Origin of the sequence: Massilia cellulosiltytica, assembly GCF_047325105.1 — a bacterium.
GTDB lineage: Bacteria > Pseudomonadota > Gammaproteobacteria > Burkholderiales > Burkholderiaceae_D > Telluria > Telluria orientalis.
This window is the reverse complement of record NZ_CP168562.1, coordinates 1,253,121-1,267,903: the sequence shown is the minus strand read 5'-3', so window position 1 is coordinate 1,267,903 and position 14,783 is coordinate 1,253,121. Positions and strand designations below refer to the sequence as shown.

General features: G+C 67.3%; 11 protein-coding genes. 5 read left to right on the top strand and 6 right to left on the bottom strand.

The features are described from left to right. Positions 1 to 72: 72 nt before the first annotated feature. Both ACEN9H_RS05645 and ACEN9H_RS05640 read right to left on the bottom strand, forming a co-directional pair. Positions 73 to 1,152: an SDR family oxidoreductase gene (locus ACEN9H_RS05645; RefSeq protein ID WP_413674057.1), complete on the bottom strand. Its 1,080-nt coding sequence runs from the start codon at positions 1,150 to 1,152 to the stop codon at positions 73 to 75. A gap of 27 nt (positions 1,153 to 1,179) precedes the next feature. Beyond that, on the bottom strand, positions 1,180 to 2,403 hold the full coding sequence (locus tag ACEN9H_RS05640) for a glycosyltransferase (RefSeq protein ID WP_413675556.1): 1,224 nt from the start codon (positions 2,401 to 2,403) through the stop codon (positions 1,180 to 1,182). Positions 2,404 to 2,570: 167 nt separating this feature from the next. On the opposite strand from ACEN9H_RS05640, the gene ACEN9H_RS05635 reads away from it, so the two are divergent. Continuing rightward, the gene (locus ACEN9H_RS05635) at positions 2,571 to 4,175 is read left to right on the top strand and encodes an ATP-binding cassette domain-containing protein (protein WP_413674056.1); all 1,605 of its coding nucleotides are present in this window, start codon (positions 2,571 to 2,573) and stop codon (positions 4,173 to 4,175) included. Here the strand turns inward: ACEN9H_RS05635 and ACEN9H_RS05630 are convergent. The 4 genes from ACEN9H_RS05630 to ACEN9H_RS05615 form a co-directional block, all read right to left on the bottom strand. After that, positions 4,120 to 4,962, bottom strand: coding sequence for a sterol desaturase family protein (locus ACEN9H_RS05630; RefSeq protein WP_413674055.1), 843 nt, complete (start codon positions 4,960 to 4,962; stop codon positions 4,120 to 4,122). The genes ACEN9H_RS05635 and ACEN9H_RS05630 overlap by 56 nt on opposite strands. Before the next feature lie 6 nt (positions 4,963 to 4,968). Next, on the bottom strand, positions 4,969 to 5,691 hold the full coding sequence (locus ACEN9H_RS05625; RefSeq protein WP_413674054.1) for a PEP-CTERM sorting domain-containing protein: 723 nt from the start codon (positions 5,689 to 5,691) through the stop codon (positions 4,969 to 4,971). A 242-nt stretch (positions 5,692 to 5,933) separates the two neighbouring features. Further along, positions 5,934 to 6,401: a DUF1854 domain-containing protein gene (locus ACEN9H_RS05620; RefSeq protein WP_413674053.1), complete on the bottom strand. Its 468-nt coding sequence runs from the start codon at positions 6,399 to 6,401 to the stop codon at positions 5,934 to 5,936. Positions 6,402 to 6,404: 3 nt separating this feature from the next. Continuing rightward, complete coding sequence (locus tag ACEN9H_RS05615; RefSeq protein WP_413674052.1) at positions 6,405 to 8,693, bottom strand: ABC transporter ATP-binding protein; 2,289 nt, start codon at positions 8,691 to 8,693, stop codon at positions 6,405 to 6,407. Positions 8,694 to 9,000: 307 nt separating this feature from the next. Between ACEN9H_RS05615 and cphA (ACEN9H_RS05610) the strand changes: the two genes are divergently transcribed. The 4 genes from cphA (ACEN9H_RS05610) to ACEN9H_RS05595 all read left to right on the top strand — a co-directional run bounded on the left by cphA (ACEN9H_RS05610) (position 9,001) and on the right by ACEN9H_RS05595 (position 14,625). Next, the gene (gene cphA / locus ACEN9H_RS05610; RefSeq protein ID WP_413674051.1) at positions 9,001 to 11,178 is read left to right on the top strand and encodes a cyanophycin synthetase; all 2,178 of its coding nucleotides are present in this window, start codon (positions 9,001 to 9,003) and stop codon (positions 11,176 to 11,178) included. A 54-nt stretch (positions 11,179 to 11,232) separates the two neighbouring features. Continuing rightward, positions 11,233 to 13,803 (top strand): cyanophycin synthetase, encoded by a 2,571-nt coding sequence (cphA, locus tag ACEN9H_RS05605; protein WP_413674050.1) that lies wholly within the window; start codon positions 11,233 to 11,235, stop codon positions 13,801 to 13,803. Positions 13,804 to 13,969: 166 nt separating this feature from the next. Then, on the top strand, positions 13,970 to 14,338 hold the full coding sequence (locus ACEN9H_RS05600) for a hypothetical protein (RefSeq protein ID WP_413674049.1): 369 nt from the start codon (positions 13,970 to 13,972) through the stop codon (positions 14,336 to 14,338). 71 nt (positions 14,339 to 14,409) lie between these two features. Next, positions 14,410 to 14,625 (top strand): hypothetical protein, encoded by a 216-nt coding sequence (locus ACEN9H_RS05595; protein ID WP_056136651.1) that lies wholly within the window; start codon positions 14,410 to 14,412, stop codon positions 14,623 to 14,625. Positions 14,626 to 14,783: the final 158 nt, after the last annotated feature.

The following is a 14,783-nucleotide window of genomic DNA, read 5'->3' as shown; positions in this document are numbered from 1 at the left end:
GATGCTATTTCTGACGGTTTTTGAAAACAGTATTCCGGACACTAGTGCGCCTTCGCGGAAACGACGGGTCGGCTAGGGGATCAGCATCCGCGCCCGCAACTCGGCAAACAGGTCGTAGAACGAATCCTCGGTCGACTGCCACGCGGCAAAGCCGAGGCGGCGGCTGTTCGCCATGTCTGTCATCACTTCGATGGGACGGCCGAGGTCGAGGTCCGTGTGCCACGGCGACACGAGCCGGTTCAGGTCCGCCTCGACGAGCTTGTGGCGCGTGGCGAGCTCGCGCCAGACGGCGTGGTCGTTCGCCATCTCGGCTTCGAGCGGCCGCATCTCGCCCTCGAAACCGGCGGCCTGGACGCCGAACCACGCCGCGAGCCGGCGCCACAGCCAGCTCCAGCGGAAGTAGTCGCCGTTCGTGATGTTGAAGGCCTCGTTGCGCGCGGCGTCGTGGTCGGCGGCCCAGCGCAGCTGCTGCGCGAGCATGCGCGCATCCGTCACGTCGGACAGGCCTTCCCACTGCGCCCGCGAACCGGGGAAGCGGAACGGCCGGCCCGTCGCCTTGCAGATCGACGCGTACACGGCCAGCGTCGTGCCCAGGTTCATCGCATTGCCGACCGCCATGCCGATGACCGTGTGGGGCCGGTGCACGGTCCACGTGAAGCGATCACGGGCGGCCGCCGCGTAGACCTCGTCTTCCTGCGCGTAATAAAAATTGTCGAGGGGCAGGCGCGGCTGCGATTCGCGCAGCGGCGTGTCGGGCAAGGTGCCGGAACTGGCGTACGCCTCGAACGGGCCGAGGTAGTGCTTCAGGCCCGTCACCAGCGCCACGTGGCGCAGCGTCTTGCGGCGGCTGAGGGCATCGAGCAGGTTGCGCACGAGCGCGGCGTTGACGCGGATGTTTTCCGCTTCGCTGTCCTGGCGCATCCACGTCGTGATGAAGACGTGCGTCGGGCCACTGTCGCCAAATGCCGTGGCGAGCGCTGCGCCGAGCCGTTCCGGATCCATCAGGTCGGCCGGCACGGGGATCAGGCCCGGCAGGTCGGCGGGCGGGCGGCGCGCGAGGCCGTACACGGTCCAGCCGTGGGCCAGCAGTTCCCGTGCCGTGGCATGGCCGCCGATCCCGCTGGCGCCCACGACGAGTGCGCTTCTTTTCATGCCGCTTCTCCTTGTCGATGGCGACCGCTATTCTTGCCCGCTTCGGGAAAGCGCGTCGCACACCTTGTCGATGCCGCCGCCCGGCGGGAAGCGCGCCGCCACCGCACGCGTCCGAGCCGCCAGGCCGGGCGCCGCCAGCAGATCGTCCAGCGCGCGCACGAGCCGCCGTTCGTTCAGCCGCCCGGCCGGCAGGCTCGCGCCGACGCCGAGCGCCGTCACGCGCGCGCCGTTGTCGAACTGGTCGTGCGCCAGCGGCACGACGAGCTGCGGCGTCCCCGCGCGCAGCGCCTCCGCCGTCGTGCCGATGCCGCCGTGGTGGACGAGCGCCGCGGCCTGCGGCAGCAGTGCCCGCAGCGGCACGTAGTCCTGCCACAGCATGGCTGGCGGCAGGTCGGCCGGCACCTGCTCGCGGTGCGGCGTGAGGAAGATCGCGCGCCCCCCCAGCCGCGTGGCTGCTGCGGCGGCGTCACGGAAATATGCAGCTGCCTGCGTGTTGCCGGTGCCGTGCGTGAACACGAGCGGCGGTGCACCGGCCTGCAGGAACGCCGTCAGCCCGGGCGCCAGCGACGCATCGCCATGCGGATCGAACAAGGGAAAATCGCCGCGCACCAGCGGTTGCGGCCAGTCCGGCTGCGTGGGCGCGAACCAGTCGGGGAACAGCGTCACCGACAGGTCGGGCACGGACGCGATCCAGTCCATCAGCGACGGCACCGGTGCCAGGCCGTGCGGCGTGCGCGCCGCATTCACGTCCGCCAGCGCGACGGGATCGATGAAGCGCCTGCCCACCCAGCGCCAGAACGCCCGGCGCGCGGACAGCGGCACCCACGCGGGCACGCGCCACGGGCCTACCAGCAACGGATCGTGTACCGTCATGAGGTTTGCCGGCGCGAGGTAGGCGGCGGCGATCCTCACGCCAGGATGCACCACGCGGCACAAGTCGGCCTCGGGCAGCGCGAGCGGATGCACGAGCAGCACGCAGGATTCTTCCTGCGGCAGCGCGGCGACGAAGGGAACGATGCGCGCCATCGCGGGCCGCGTCGCGCGCCACACGACGCCGAAGCCGCGCGTGGGATGCCACAGGTCGGGATCGCGCAGCACGGCTTCGTCGGCGGGCAGGCCGGTGAACGGCAAGCCGGTCGGCCGTACCCACGGGCCGTGCTGCCCGGGCGCGAGGAAGCTCACGCGGTGGCCGCGGGCACGCAGGGCGAGCGCCAGCGCGAGAAACGGGAACAGGTCGCCGGCCGAGCCGATCGTGACGACGACGTAGTGTTGGGGTTCGATGCGGCACTCCTGCTAGAATATGGGTTCGTCTTCAGGAGATTCTACCCATGCGCCTGTAATGCCCGCCGTTCGCATGCTTTTCGCACTGCTACGGCCTCGAAACCCTTCCGGCTTTCCTTGGCATCCAGGAGTTCCACATGGCGCATCCCTACTTCGCGGCCCTGCACGGGGTCGACATCATCCTGCCCGACGGGCGCATCCTCTTCACGAACCTGCACGAGTCGTTTCAAGCGGAGACGGTCGGCCTGATCGGCCATAACGGCAGCGGCAAGTCCACGCTCGGGCGCGTGCTCGCGGGCGACATGCCGCCAGCCGCCGGCCGCATCGAACGGCCGGGGCGCATCCGTTACGTGGCGCAGCAGACCGGGGGCACGTCCGCACGCTCCCTGGCCGAAGTCGCCGGTCTCGACGCGCCGCTGGCCGCCCTGCACCGGCTGGCGGACGGCGATGCACGCGACGAGGATTTCGACCTCATCGGCGACCGCTGGGACCTGGAAGCGCGCTGGAAGGCGATGCTGGACGGCGCCGGGCTAGACGCGCGGCTCGAACCGCGAGCATTGTCCGGCGGCCAGCACACGCTGCTCGCGCTGATCGGCGCCTTTTGCTCGGACGCCGACCTGCTCGTGCTGGATGAACCGGGCAACCACCTCGACCTTGGCAACCGCGCCTTCCTGCTCGACCAGATGCGCGCGTGGCGCCAGTCCGGCCGTGGCCTGCTGCTCATCAGCCACGATCGCGACCTGCTGGAGCACGTCGAGCGCACGCTGGAAGTCCATGCGGGTGGTTTGCGGCGCTACGGCGGCGGGTGGTCGCTGGTGGCCGAACAGCGCGAGGCGGAACTGGCGGCCGCCGGCGCGAAGCTGGAACGTGCGAAGGTCGAGCGCCGCCAGGGCGAGCAAAAGATGCGGGAACAGGCCGAACGCGCCGCGCGCCGGAGCGCCCGCGGCGCGCGCGCGAAGGCGGACGGCGGCATGCCGAAGATCGTCCTGAACGCCCTGCCCCAGCGCGCCGAACAGACCGACGGCGCCCGCGCGGAGCGCCATGCGCGCGCGCGGCAGGCGTTACAGGACGACGTCAGCGCCGCATTTTCCACGTTCGATGCGCTGCACCGGCAGCCGGCCTTTCCGCAGCTGGACGTCGACATCCCGCCCGGCCAGACGGCGCTCGCATTCGACGCGCTCGTCGCGCGTCACGGTCCGCCTCAGGCACTGGACTGGCGCGTGCACGGCGCGGCGCGCATCGCGATGTCGGGGCCGAACGGCTGCGGCAAGTCCACCTTGCTGCGCACGATCGCCGGCGAGATCGCGCCGCTGTCCGGCAGCGTGCACGGGCTGCCCGGCGTGCTGCTGGACCAGCACCTGGCCCTGCTCGACCCGGCGCGCAGCCTGCTCGATCAACTGAAAAGCACGCACGACGCGGGCCGCCTGCGCCAGATGCTCGCGCTCGCGGGGCTGGGCCCGGACCGCATCCTGCGTCCCAGCGGCGAGTTGAGCGGCGGTGAACGCATGCGCGGCGCGCTGCTGCTGGCCGTACTGCGCGAGCCGTCACCGAAGCTATTGATGCTGGACGAGCCGACCAACCACCTCGACCTCGCGAGCGTGGAGGCGCTGGAAGCGATGCTCGTGTCGTGGCCGGGGGCGCTCGTCGTCGTGTCGCACGACGGGCGCTTCCTGGACACGCTGGCGCTCACCCACCGTATCGAGTGGACGGCGGGTGGGTGGCTGGCCGGCGCCCCGGCGTGAGAGGACCCATCAACTGTCCCGCCAGCGTGGACGCGTGCGGCGTATCGGTGCCGTAGTCGGACGGCCAGCGGGCCGGCAGGTAATGGGTGCCGAACAGGCGGTCGAGGATCGGCAGCGTCGCCGCGTAGTTGCGGTCGACGTGGTCGTGCCGGGTATGGTGCCAGTGATGGAACGCGGGAGTCGTCACCAGCCACTCCAGCGGCCCGAGGCGCCAGCGCAGGTCGGCGTGGATGAAGAATCCCCAGAACGTGCCGAGCACCAGGATCAGCGCCGGGGTGCCGCTGCCGGCGGCGCCGGGCGTCGCCAGGCCGAGCAGGTACAACGGCACGAGGCCGAAAAGCCGCGTCACGACCATGTCGACGGGATGCGAGCGGGTATTCGCGAGAAAGCGCATCCGCTCGGTACTGTGGTGCAGCGCGTGGAAACGCCATAGCCACGGCAGTTCATGGCTCAGCCGGTGTCCCCAGTAGAAGCCTGTTTCGCCGACGATAAAGGCCAGCGCCACCCGTACGGGGGTGGGCCATCCCTGCACCGTCGATGTCAGCGCGGCCGGCACGATGCGCTGCGCCGCAGCGGCCAGCAGCGCCGCCGGCACCGCGAGCACCACGATCGGCACCAGGCTGCTGATGACGTAGTACGCAAGGTCGTGACGCCACGCGCGCCGCGGCAAGCCGTTGCCGCGCATGCCGAACCAGCGTTCGAGCGGCACGAACACGGCCATCAGCAGCACCAGCCAGGCGCCCATCCGCAGCGCGCTCACCGCCCAGTCGTGCAAGGACGCGGGCATGGCCGCTCAGGCCTTCGACTTGCGGCGGCGTGCCAGGAAAGCCGCGAGGCCCACGCCGCCCAGCATCAGGCTCAGGGTCGACGGTTCGGGCACGGCAGCCTGCATCGACACGTTATCGAGCAGCATGAAGGGCGGCGCGCCCGGCGAATTGCTCGCCGCCAGGAAGGACAGCACCTCGCTGGCGCTGGTGGCCGTGAACGTCAGGCTGGCCGTCTTCCATCCGCTGAAGCCGCCGTTGTCGATAGACAGCGCGCCCGCGTTGACGGTGGTGTCGCCGAATCCGACTTTCCAGTAGTTGTTCAGGTTGGCGCCGTCGAAACCCGCCTGCTGGCCCAACGCATAGTCGAACGTCAGCAGATAGGACGCACCCACGGTCAGGCCGCCGACCGTCTGCGACAGCGTGCCGGGATAGTAGAGCGCATCGGATGCGAACACGTTGCCGTGCGCCGTCGACGACGCGTACGTCTTCAGGCCGATGGCCGATGCGCCGGTCGTGATGATGCCGCTGTCCAGCACGAAGTTGTAGCCGCCGTCGTTACCGTTGCTGCTCGTCCAGCCCGCCAGCGTGGAGCGGTTGGCGTCGCCGTTCGGGCTGGACGACAGTTGCTTGTTCGTGCCGTTCGTCGCGGATTCGAACGTGCCGTTGGCAATCAGGGGAAACGCCTCCACTGCGTTCGAACTCAACGCGGCGACGACGGACAAGGACAGCAGGACGGACTTGAGGCGCATTGCGGGCTCCAGTAAATGACGAACGATGGGATGGAAAGCTGCCGGCGTTGGCTGGGCCGACGACAGCTCGACGGGGACGTTGGTCGAACTGGAACGCGATCTCGCGGTTGCGAGACATGCAAGGAATGTTGCAATGAAAACAGTGTAACAGAGAAATCGAACGGAATCGACGAGTTTCCGTCAATTCCGTCGATATTTTTTATTTTCGCAACGTTACAGCGAGAATATTTGACGAAATAGCCTTACAGGAACCGGTCGAGTATCTTCCGGCTCCCCTTGTCGATGGCGAACATGTCGCGGATGAGAAAGTGAATCCCATGACTGTCCGCGATGAGCAGCGAATACGTCCCCAGCCGGCGAATGTCTTCTTCGCCCTTGAGCACGAATTCCGTGTCGCCACGGTCGGTTTTCACCGTCCACGTGCACGGCGTGGCGAAGCTGGACACGTCCTTGATCGACAAAATCTCGGGCATGAATTCGCGGCCGTCGAGTTCTTCCGTCACGAGCGAGCGGATGTCGGCCGGCACCGTGTCGATGTCGTCGATCCACGCGACTTCCTTGCCGCCGTCGCGCACGAGCGAGATGCCTTTCGACGGCGCCTGCACGGGGAATGAGCGCACGGGCGTGACGCCCACGAATTCCTCGCCCTCGGCATTCGTCAGGACCAGCTTCCCGAACGGGTCGCGCCTCAATTGAAAAGTTGCATTCATCGTTCAGTCGTCCTTGCTGCCGTCGTCGTCCGGATCCTGGTCCACATTGCGCGCCTGCGCTTCGTACAGGCGGTAATACGCGCCTTCGCGCGCCATCAGTTCGTCGTGGTTGCCCTCTTCCACCACCTGGCCGCGGTCCAGCACGACCAGGCGGTCGGCACGGTGCAAGGTGGACAGGCGGTGCGCGATGGCGATCGTCGTGCGGCCCTGTACGAGATTGTCCAGCGCCTTCTGGATTTCCTTTTCCGTTTCCGAGTCGACGGACGACGTCGCTTCGTCCATGATCAGGATCGGCGGGTCGATCAGCAGCGCGCGGGCGATCGAGATGCGCTGGCGCTCGCCGCCGGACAGGCCCTGGCCCCGCTCCCCGACCATCGAGTCGTACCCCTGCGGCAGGCGCAGGATGAATTCGTGGGCGTGCGCGGCGCGGGCGGCGGCGATGATCTCTTCGCGTGTCGCATCCGGCTTGCCGTAGGCGATGTTGTCCGCGATGGTGCCGAAGAACAGGAACGGCTCCTGCAGCACGAGGCCGATGTGGCGGCGGTAGTCCGCGACGGCGAAGCTGCGGATGTCGCGGCCGTCCAGTAGGATCGCGCCTTCCGCCACGTCGTAGAAGCGGCAGATCAGGTTGACCAGGGTGCTCTTGCCCGAGCCGGAGTGACCCACGAGGCCCACCATCTCGCCGGCCTTGAAGTTCAGCGAAATGCCGCGGTTGACGGCGCGGTTGCCGTAGCGGAAGCCCACTTCGCGCAGCGCGATATTGCCCTCGACCTTGTCCAGCTTGACCGGATTGACGGGGTCGGGGACGCTCGACACGTGGTCGAGGATGTCGAAGATGCGCTTCGCGGCCGACGCGGATTTCTGCGTGACGGACACGATGCGGCTCATCGAATCGAGACGGACGTAGAAGCGGCCGCTGTACGCGATGAACGCCGACAGCACGCCGACGGTGATCTCCTGCTGGCTGACCTGCCAGATACCGAAGCACCAGATGATGAGCAGGCCCAGTTCCGTCAGCAGCGACACGGTCGGCGAGAACAGCGACCACACCTTGTTCAATTTGTCGTTGACGGCCAGGTTGTGTTTATTGGCCTCGCGGAAGCGCGACGCCTCGCGGTGCTCCTGCGCGAACGCCTTCACGACGCGGATGCCGGGGATCGTATCCGCCAGCACGTTCGTGACCTCGCCCCACACGCGGTCGATCTTTTCGAAGCCCGTGCGCAGCTTGTCGCGCACGACGTGGATCATCCACGCGATGAACGGCAGCGGCACCAGCGTGATCAGGGCCAGCTTGGCATTGATGCTGAACAGGATCACGCCCGTCATGATGATCATGAGGACGTCGGACAGGAAGTCCAGCAGGTGCAGCGACAGGAACACGCAGATGCGGTCCGAGCCGCTGCCGATGCGCGACATGAGGTCGCCCGTGCGCTTGCCGCCGAAGAATTCCAGCGACAATCTCAGCAGGTGCTCATAGGTCTCGGAACGCATGTCGGCGCCCATCCGCTCGGACACGAGGGCGAGGATGTACGTGCGGCCCCAGCCCAGCGCCCAGGCCAGCATGCTCGATGCGAACAGGCCGCCCATGTACATGTAGACGAGGTGAGTGTCGATGTGCTTGCCGTTCTGGTAAGGGATCAGCACATTGTCCATCAGCGGCATCGTCAGATACGGCGGAATCATGTGTGCGCCGGTACTTGCCAACATAAGCAAGAATCCGAGGAGCAATTGACCCTTGTAAGGCCGGGCGAAGCGCCACAGGCGGAACAGGGTCCAGGTCGACGGCGGCGTATGCAGCACCTTGGTGCAAATCGGGCAGTCTTCCTGGTCCGGTTCCAGCGGCGCCTTGCAACTCGGGCAAGTATGTTGCTCGGGCGCTTGCACGGCGACGCCGCTGACGTGGCTTTCGACCTGGTCCTCGAACTGGTCGACGACGCGAATGGCTTGCAGGTTCTGGCCCAAGGTAAAGCGCCAGGCCGCCAGCAGGCCGTTCTGGTCGACGAGTTCGAGGTGGCCGACGCCCGCGTGGTCGTGGTGGCGCATTGTCAAACCGGCACGATACGGCCAGTCGCGCCACATCGTGTCGCCGGGTGCGCGGGTCAGCAGGCGATAATTCGTGACGACAAGAATACCTTTGGTGAAACGTAATTTCGCATCGAGGTCAACCTCGACGCTGTTTAAAACGTTTTCCCCTGGCGCAAGCTTCTTCGCGACGTCCGCCTGCCAGTGCTCAGGCAGGAAACCGGCGGTCGACGCCTGCGGACCGGAGGGAACAAGTTGTTGAGTTGTCATGTGATGCCGCCGGCAAAGGCGAGTTTTGGTTCTGATCTGTACGATGGAACGTTGAGGGCGGTGTTGCCGTTGACACGCGCACCTTCCGAAACGCGGCGCTTCGGCGTGTACGGTATTCTATCGGAGGGGCCAGAGTGGCAGAAATCGGTTCGGCACGGTAAGCTTCGTTCCGGCAAGTATACAACATGTGCATTATGGAAAGAGAGGAAGACGGGGCCGCGATCCGGCAACGTCTTTGACCATCGATGTGCAAACTTAGGCAATGCCACGCGATGAGAGAGCGGTCGTCGCGTGGCTGGATATTTTCATGACAAATAAGAAAGACATTGCAATTCTTCGTGTAAACCACCTGCGTGGACCGAACATCTGGACCTACCGCCCTGTCATCGAAACGTGGCTCGACATCGGCGAACTCGAAGAATGTCCTTCGAATAAACTTCCCGGCCTGTATGAACGCCTCACCGCCTGGCTGCCGGGCCTGATCGAACACCGCTGCGGCGTCGGCGAACGGGGCGGCTTCCTGGAGCGCCTGCGCGACGGCACCTGGTCCGGTCACATTCTCGAACACATCGTCCTCGAATTGCAGAACCTGGCCGGCATGAAGACCGGCTTTGGTAAAACCCGCTCCACCGCCGATCACGGCATTTATAAAATGGCATTCCGCACGCGCGACGAGACCGTCGGCCGTGCAGCCCTGCAAGCCGGTCACGCGCTGCTGATGGCCGCCATCAACGACACCCCGTTCGAACTGCAGGCCAAGGTCGATGAGCTGACGGAACTGGTCGACCGCTACTGCCTGGGTCCGTCGACCGGCCACATCGTCGACGCCGCCACCGACCGCCGCATCCCCTCCATCCGCCTGACCGAAGGCAATCTCGTGCAGCTGGGCCACGGCAGCGCGCAGCGCCGCATCTGGACGGCCGAGACGGACCGCACGAGCGCCATCGGCGAATCCATCGCCAGCGACAAGGACCTCACCAAGACCCTGCTCGCCTCCTGCGGCGTGCCGGTCCCCGAGGGGTCGGTGGTTCGCAGCGCGGCAGCGGCGTGGGAAGAAGCGCAGGACATCGGCCTGCCCGTCGCCATCAAACCCGTCGACGGCAACCATGGCCGCGGCGTGTCGCTGAACCTGATGTCGGAAGCGGACGTGCATGCCGCCTACGCCATCGCGGCCGAAGAAGGCGATTCCAGCGCCGTCCTCGTCGAGCGCTTCATTCCCGGCAACGAACACCGCCTGCTCGTCGTCGGCTCGAAAGTCGTTGCCGCTGCCAAAGGCGAATCGCTGTGGGTCGTCGGCGACGGCACCTCCACCGTCACGCAGCTGTGCGACAGCCAGATCAACATCGACCCGCGCCGCGGCAATTCCGAAGAATTCCCGCTCAGCCCCGTCGTGCCGGCCGAAAGCGATGAAGTCATGCTGGATCTGAAACGCCAGGGCCTCACGCCGGATTCGGTCCCGCAGGCCGGCCAGAAAGTGCTGATCCAGTTGAACGGCAACGTGGCCGACGACGTCACGGACGAGGTCCACCCCGACGTCGCGCACGTGGCCGCGCTGGCCGCGCGCGTCGTGGGCCTGGACATCGCCGGCATCGACCTCGTGTGCGAAGACATCTCGCGTCCGCTGGAAGAACAGCGCGGCGCCATCATCGAAGTCAATTCCAGCCCCGGCCTGCTCGCGCACATCAAGCCCGCCCAGGGCGAGCCGCGCAACGTGGGCAAGGCCATCGTCGAGCACCTGTTTGCCGAGGGCGAGACGGGCCGCATCCCGCTCGTGGGCGTCACGGGCACCACGGACGCCGCACTCGCCGCGCGCCTCGTCGGCACCGTGCTGAACCTGGCCGGCAAGCACGTGGGCGTGGCCAACCGCGAGGGCCTGTTCCTCGACGGCCGCCAGGTCACTGCGCAGGACGGCACCCGCTTCGACGCCGGCCAGCGCCTGCTGATCAACCGCACCGTGCAGGCCGCCGTGTTCGAATCGAACGCGCGCACGATCCTGACCGAAGGCCTGCCGTACGACCGCTGCCTCGTCGGCATCGTGACCGACATGGGCAATGTAGCCGACGTGGCCGACCTGTACGTGCGCGACGACGATGCGCTCTACAACGTCGTGCGCAGCCAGGTCGACGTCGTGCTGTCCGATGGCGCGGCCGTGCTGGACGCGGCGAATGAACGCGTGGCCGCGCTGGGCGAACTGTCCGACGGCGCCGTGCTGTTCTACGCGCAGGACGAAGCCAACGCCACCCTGGCCGCGCACCGCGCCGCCGGCGGCCGCGTGGCATTCGTGCGCAACCACCACATCGTCCTGGCCCAGGGCAGCGAGGAAATGCCGCTGCTGGGCATCGACAAAGTGAAGCCCGCCACCGCCGCGCAGCCGAATGCCCTGCTCGCGGCCGCGCTGGCCGGCTGGGCGCTGGACGTGCCGACGGACCTGATCTGCGCCGGCCTGCGCACGTTCGACCCGGCCGGCAAAAAGAAAAAGGCCTGATGACGAGCCCGGCATTGACCGGGCCGATGCCGCAAGACCCTAAAGGAAAGACTTATGGAAGTATCACGCGTACGCGCCCTGCGCGGTCCCAACCTCTGGAGCCACCACACGTCGATCGAGGCGATCGTCGCCTGCTTGCCGGAAGAGGAATCGATCGGCGCCCTGCCCGGCTTCGAGACGCGCCTGCGCGCCCTGTTCCCGGAAATCTGGCCGCTGCAGCCGACCGGCCATGACGACACGATCCCGCTGGCCCAGGTGCTGGAAGTCGCCGCGCTGGCCCTGCAGGCGCAGGCCGGCTGCCCCGTCACGTTCAGCCGCACCACCGCCACCCTGGAGCGCGGCATTTACCAGGTCGTCGTCGAATACAGCGAGGAAGACGTCGGCCGCCTCGCGATGGAACTGGCGGAACAGCTGTGCGCCGCCGCCCGCAACGACCAGCCGTTCGACCTCGATGCGGCCCTGAAGCAGCTGCGCGACCTGGACGAGGACGTGCGCCTCGGCCCGTCGACGGGTTCGATCGTGCACGCCGCCGTCGCGCGCGGCATCCCGTACCGCCGCCTGACCGAGGGCAGCCTCGTGCAGTTCGGCTGGGGCAGCCGCCAGCGCCGCATCCAGGCCGCCGAGATCGACGCCACCGGCGCCATCGCGGAATCCATCGCGCAAGATAAAGAATTGACCAAGACCCTGCTGAACGCGGCCGGCGTGCCTGTGCCGCTGGGCCGCAGCGTGAGCGATCCGGACGACGCGTGGGCCGCCGCGCAGGAAATCGGCCTGCCGGTCGTGATCAAGCCGAAGGACGGCAACCAGGGCAAGGGCGTGACCGTGAACGTCACCACGCGCGCACAGCTCGACAAGGGCTTTGCCGCCGCGTCCGAGTTCCGCGACGAGATCATGGTCGAAAAATACCTGCCGGGCCACGACTACCGCCTGCTCGTCGTCGGCAACAAGCTCGTCGCCGCCGCGCGCCGCGACCCGCCGCACGTGGTGGGCGATGGCGTGCACACCGTGCGCCAGCTCGTCGACATCGTCAACAAGGACCCGCGCCGCGGCGACGGCCACGCGACCTCGCTCACCAAGATCCGCTTCGACGACATCGCCCTCGGCTCGCTGGCGAAGCAGGGCTATGACGCGGAATCGGTCCCGCCGAAGGGCCAGCGCGTCACCCTGCGCAACAACGCCAACCTGTCGACGGGCGGCTCGGCGACGGACGTCACGGACGACGTGCATCCGGAAGTGGCGGCGCGCGCCATCGCGGCCGCCCACATGGTCGGCCTGGACATCTGCGGCGTCGACCTCGTGTGCGACAGCGTGCTGAAACCCATCGAGGACCAGGGCGGCGGCATCGTCGAAGTGAACGCCGCGCCGGGCCTGCGCATGCACATCTCGCCGTCGTTCGGCAAGGGTCGCGCCGTCGGCGAAGCCATCATGGACACGCTGTACGGTCCGGGCGACGACGGCCGCATCCCGGTGGTCGCCGTGACGGGCACGAACGGCAAGACGACGACCGTGCGCCTGATCGCGCACCTCCTCGCGAGCTCGGGCCTGCGCACCGGCATGACGAACACGGACGGCGTGTACATCCAGGGCCGCCGCATCGACAGCGGCGACTGCAGCGGCCCGCGCAGCGCGCGCAACGTGCTGCTGCATCCGGACGTCGACGCGGCCGTGTTCGAGACGGCCCGCGGCGGCATCCTGCGCGAGGGTCTCGCGTACGACCGCTGCCAGGTCGGCGTGGTCACGAACATCGGCTCCGGCGACCACCTGGGCCTGAACTACATCACCACGCTGGAAGACCTCGCGGTCCTGAAGCGCGTGATCGTCCAGAACGTCGCGCCGAACGGCATGGCCGTGCTGAACGCGGCCGACCCGATCGTCGCCGGCATGGCCGAGAACACGAAGGGCGACATCACCTATTTCGCCGCGGACGCCTCGCTGCCCGTCATGCAGAAGCACCGCGCGCAGGGCCGCCGCATCGTCTACGTCGACAAGGGCCACCTCGTCGCGGCGCAGGGCAAGAACGAAGAACGCGTGCCGCTGCTCGACGTGCCCATCACCCGCGGCGGCGTGATCGGCTTCCAGGTCGAGAACGTGATGGCCGCCGTGGCCGCCGCCTGGGCCGTGAACATCTCGTGGGATGCGATCCGCGTCGGCCTCAAGACCTTCGTCGGCGAAAGCGACAATGCCCCGGGCCGCTTCAACGTGTTCGACTACCGCGGCGCCACCGTCATCGCCGACTACGGCCACAACCCGGACGCGATCCAGGCCCTCGTGAACGCCGTCGAATCGATGCCGGCCAAGCGCCGCGCGGTGGTGATCTCCGGCGCGGGCGACCGCCGCGACGAGGACATCCGCGACCAGACCCGCATCCTGGGCAGAGCGTTCGACGACGTGCTGCTGTACGAAGACCAGTGCCAGCGCGGCCGCCTCGAGGGCGAAGTCGTGGGCCTGCTGCGCGAGGGCCTCGCCGGCGCGCCCCGGACGACGCACATCGACGAGATCAAGGGCGAGTTCGTCGCCATCGACAAGGCGCTCGAACGCCTGCAGCCGGGCGACCTGGCGCTGATCCTGATCGACCAGGTGGACGAGGCGCTGGCGCACATCGCCAAGCGGGTGCAGGCAGGCTGACGCCTCCTGGCCGTTGTTTTGGAACGGGCGCCGCGAGCGCCCGTTTCGCTTTTTATTGGTGCTGCTCAGAAACGTCAGGCATCGCGCACGCTACGTTAGGCAACGAACGTGGCTGGACGCGGCATCTGGCATACCATGAATGAGAATTCGAGCGAGCGGTGCAACCATGACGATCGACAAGCAGTCCCACCCCGTTGCAGACAACGACCCGGCCCCGGAAATGCCCTTCCGGCGTCTCCTGTACCGCTTCCTGTTCTTCGACTGGCTGTTCCGCGACGTCAGCGCCGCGCGCGACCGCATCGAACGGCACGCCGCGCGCCAGCACAACCGCAAGATGAGCCGCTACCTGCCCGTCTACCTGCGGCGCTGGTCCTTTCTCACCGCCGTCGATTTCGCGCTGGGCATCCTGTTCGAGAAGGTGCTGCAGGCCGGGATCGTGTCGGCCTGGTTCTTCACCTGGTCGTGCGTGACCTTTACCGGCATGGTCGTCATCACCGTGGCCTGGCTCATCCTCAACCACGCGCGTCTTTCCTAGGCTTGATGCTCGGTAAGTTGCCTTGATGCAATTAACGCGAAACTGGTGTCCTCAACCACAAGGAGGACGTCATGACTTACCGATGGATCGACGACCAGGGCTTGCTGAAGAAAATGCTCGGTGAACGGCGGAGCGACCGCTGGACGGCCGAGAACGTGCAGGATGCGTTGCGGGCGCGGGGCGTGCATGCGGCGGCAAGGGCGATGGAGTATCGGCGCGTGCGCATGGAAACGGCGCTCAGGGTGTTGGCGGTGCCGGGCAAGCGACGGCGCACTTTCCTGCTGTGACATCGAGGCCGGGCCATGCGTGTCGTGGCCCGCCGCCCCGCGCGAACGTCGTCAAACCCTGCCATCCACTCTCATCCCGGAGTTCGAACGCGTCGATCAGGACGAATTAGAACAATTTCGAGACCTTGCGATACGCGCCGACTGCTACCGTTGCTTAT